The sequence below is a fragment of the Kitasatospora sp. NPDC057223 genome (assembly GCF_042669755.1).
Taxonomy (GTDB): Bacteria; Actinomycetota; Actinomycetes; order Streptomycetales; family Streptomycetaceae; genus Kitasatospora.
Genome location: NZ_JBHUWW010000291.1, coordinates 1 through 2,240 on the forward strand (window position 1 = coordinate 1; position 2,240 = coordinate 2,240).

General features: G+C 72.1%; 3 protein-coding genes. 1 reads left to right on the top strand and 2 read right to left on the bottom strand.

Annotation, left to right across the window (positions count from 1 at the left end; translation table 11 throughout):
* Positions 1 to 450: 450 nt before the first annotated feature.
* Both ACFUK0_RS40080 and ACFUK0_RS40085 read right to left on the bottom strand, forming a co-directional pair.
* Positions 451 to 666, bottom strand: coding sequence for a hypothetical protein (locus ACFUK0_RS40080; protein WP_380259012.1), 216 nt, complete (start codon positions 664 to 666; stop codon positions 451 to 453).
* A gap of 110 nt (positions 667 to 776) precedes the next feature.
* Positions 777 to 980, bottom strand: a complete 204-nt coding sequence (locus tag ACFUK0_RS40085; RefSeq protein WP_380259014.1) for a hypothetical protein — start codon at positions 978 to 980, stop codon at positions 777 to 779.
* Positions 981 to 1,356: 376 nt separating this feature from the next.
* Here ACFUK0_RS40085 and ACFUK0_RS40090 point away from each other — a divergent pair, with 376 nt between their 5' ends.
* Complete coding sequence (locus ACFUK0_RS40090; protein ID WP_380259016.1) at positions 1,357 to 1,698, top strand: hypothetical protein; 342 nt, start codon at positions 1,357 to 1,359, stop codon at positions 1,696 to 1,698.
* Positions 1,699 to 2,240 lie beyond the last annotated feature (542 nt).

Consider the following 2,240-nt stretch of genomic DNA (forward strand, 5'->3'; position numbering starts at 1 on the left):
CGGGCGGGCGCAGCCGCACGGACAGGTTCCACCGGGCACAGCCACCCCGGCCGGGGGCCGAGGAACCGAAGCACAGGACCGGGCACGGGCACGGGCACGGGGCCGGGACGCGGGGACGGCCGCGGGGCCGGGGACGCGGGGACGGCCGCGGGGCCGGGGACGACGGGCGGGAAGCAGCCCGCCCGCCCCAGGGGCACCGCGGGCCCCCTGTCGCGGCCGTCGCGAACCGGCCCGCCACGGGGGAACCGGCCCTCCCCCGCACATCACCGGCGCGACAGCACCCCAGGCGCGACAGGGCACGCGACAGGGTGCCAGCCGGGCCTCCCCGGTCAGGCCAGCGAAAGCCGCACCCTCCCGTCCGGCAGCGGCTCGTACAGGACATCCCTGACCGCCCCGTCGGCCGCCCGGGTCGAGGTGGTCAGCATGTGCCCGCCGTCGACCGCCAGGCCATCAGCGGCAGATCCAGTAGCTGTCGCCCTCCTGGTACCTGTGGTGCTCACCGGTCGAGCGGGTCACCACGACGGCGCCGCCCTCGTACGAGACGCGGTCGCCCGCCGCGACGAACACCGGCCTCTCCAGCTCGACATGGAAGTCGGAGTGGAGCTGGAACTCACTGAGGAGCAGCATCCGCGGCGCCGGAGTGACGCCGTCGAAGTCGATACGCATGGGTCGAGCATCCCGCAGGGCCCAGTACGACCGCGACAGGTTTCCCGCCCTCGGAGCGCACCGCGGCGAGCCCGCAGGAATCAGGCCCCTGGCCGAGATCAAGTGGCAGGTCAGGCGCGGCTGTCTCGGCCGCCCTCTTCACTGCTCAGCCGGAGGTCACTTGACCGATCGCGGCGAAGCGCCGCTCGGCGCTCCTCGACGAAGTCCATCGCTTCGTGGATCGTGCAGCCTGACGCGTCCCGGAACGCCTTGATCGCATGGATGATCCGGCCGTCCAAGATCTCGCGGTCCACGCTCTCTGGCGGGTTTTCCATGAGGCGACCGTACCGATAGGCGTTCCACCACGCCGGTCAATATCACCTGGCAAACGGTCAAGATCGCGTGTCAGAGGACAACAGCCGACGCGAAGGCATGCCCCAGCCTGTCCCAGCCCCCAGCCCGAAAACACCCCCACCTGGGAAAACAGCCTGGGACCGTCCCAGCAAAACCGGGCAAACCCGGCGCACTGGGACAGAACCAGGACAGGCTGGGACAGAGCTGGGACAGGCCCGTCCCAACCCCGGAAGAAACCGGCCACCGCACCCAGGCGCAGCCGCACTTGAACGATTCCCGCCCCGCCACGGGCCACCAACCAGGAAGATCACCAGGGGCGCCGACCGGCGCACCACCAGACCTTGGACAGGGACACCCGTGAGCGAGACCAACCCCGCCCCGACCGTCGCCAGCGCCGAAGACGGCCTCCTGGACTACGCCGACGCCATAACCGGCGTGAGCGTCACCATCCCCAGCTACGCGGGCTTCACCGCCGGCGACGTGGTGGAGCTCCACTGGGGCGGCACCAGCGTCACCGAGCCCTACACCGTCCCCCAGGGCGAGGGCGAGCAGCCGATCACCCTCACCATCCCCTGGGAGACCATCCAGGCCGCCGGCGACGGCGAAGCCATCCCGGTCCACTACACCGTCACCGACCGGGCCGGGAACACCAGCGCGCCCTCCCAGGCCGTCGACCTCACCATCACCAACCAGACCTGACGCTCTCCCCGCCGGCAGCACAGCGGCGGCAGACGGCCGGTCCCGGAAGCCGGGACCAGCCGCTCCCAAACGGGAAGCAGCCCGCCGGCCAGCCGCCCGGAGACAGCGGGCACGGCAGCTCCTAGCGGACCGGGCGACGGACCGGCGGCCCAGGGGGCACCGCGGGCGCCCTGTCGCGGCTGTCGCGGACCGGCCCAGCACAGGGGAACCGGCCCTCCCCCGCACGTCACGCACGCGACAGCACCCCCAACGCGACAGCACACGCGACAGGGTGCCCGGCCCGGGGAGCTGAGCGGCGGCCACCCAACCCGACGCCCGGCCGACCCGGACGACGACGGCCACGAGCAGCGGGCGGGCACGGTCGACCACGGCCAGGACGACAGCCAGGACGACAGCCAGGAGCAGCGGCCATCGGGTCGAGCTCGGTCGTGAGCGCCGTTGACAGACCGTCAGGAGCAGCCGCGGGGCACCTCCAGATTCCCACTACGTTCTTAGCGAGGCTTCAACTCGGCAGTCCTCCACACACCTTGCGAGGAGCTACT

Excerpts from the sequence above, each read along its gene's own strand:
- ACFUK0_RS40085 (WP_380259014.1), bottom strand. The coding sequence starts at position 980 with ATGGAAAACCCGCCAGAGAGCGTGGACCGCGAGATCTTGGACGGCCGG.
- ACFUK0_RS40080 (WP_380259012.1), bottom strand. The coding sequence starts at position 666 with ATGCGTATCGACTTCGACGGCGTCACTCCGGCGCCGCGGATGCTGCTC.